At 67.6% G+C, this 743-nt stretch carries 2 protein-coding genes; both read right to left on the bottom strand.

Translation table 11 applies throughout. The features are described from left to right. A partial coding sequence (locus tag J0A65_RS24760; RefSeq protein ID WP_206596894.1) for a fimbrial biogenesis chaperone occupies window positions 1-559 on the bottom strand: 559 nt, incomplete at its 3' end. 3 nt (window positions 560-562) lie between these two features. Then, a partial coding sequence (locus J0A65_RS24755; protein WP_206596893.1) for a spore coat protein U domain-containing protein occupies window positions 563-743 on the bottom strand: 181 nt, incomplete at its 5' end.

Raw genomic sequence — 743 nt, 5'->3', positions numbered from 1 at the left:
CGTTGTGCAGGTGGAGGAAGGTTCCGGCGCGTTCCTCGACGAAGCGGTAGCGCAGGTCCGGCGCCAGTGGCTGACCCTGATCGGGTGCTTCGCGCAAGCCGTCATCCAGATAGGCTCCGGGGCCGACCACGACCAGCGGCACGGAGTAGCGCATCTGGAACTGCACGCCCAGCTGCGACGGATTCGCCCTCGGTGGCAGCACCTCGTCGACCAGTACCCGGTAGGTGCGCAGGGTGCCGGGCGGCGGCGGTTGCAGGTTGACCAGCCTGACCAGCTGGCGCTTGCCCGGCTGCACGGTGGCCATCGGCGGGCTGCCGACGACCTGCTTCTGTTGGCTCAGGCGGTCTGCGAAGGCTTCCTGCTCCCAGGTCATCACCCTGACCTGCAGGTCCACCGGCTCCAGGCCACGATTCTCCAGCCACAGTGCGGCTGACTTCTGGCGATCCGCCTCGATCATCGGGTTGATGGGCCAGATGAGTATGGAGGTGGCCGCCTGCACGGCGACGCTGAGCATCGCTGTCGCCAGCAGGCAGCCGAGCAGCAGGGCGCGCGTGCACATGGCTCAGTAGCTCACGGTAACGGTGACGGTATCGGTGTAGAGGCCGGCCGAGGGCATCGGGCTGACGCTGAACAGGCGGGCGTACACCGGATAGGTCTGGCTGCCGCCGCCACTGGGGAAGTTGATGCTCATGCGCGTGCCTCCGTTGCTGTCGTCGCCCCAGATGATGCTGCGGGCGGCATCC

The organism is Bowmanella yangjiangensis (genome assembly GCF_017255015.1).
In the GTDB taxonomy this organism is placed as follows: Bacteria; Pseudomonadota; Gammaproteobacteria; order Enterobacterales; family Alteromonadaceae; genus Bowmanella; species Bowmanella yangjiangensis.
The sequence above is the reverse complement of the archived record's forward strand: the minus strand, read 5'-3'. Positions and strand labels throughout refer to the sequence as shown.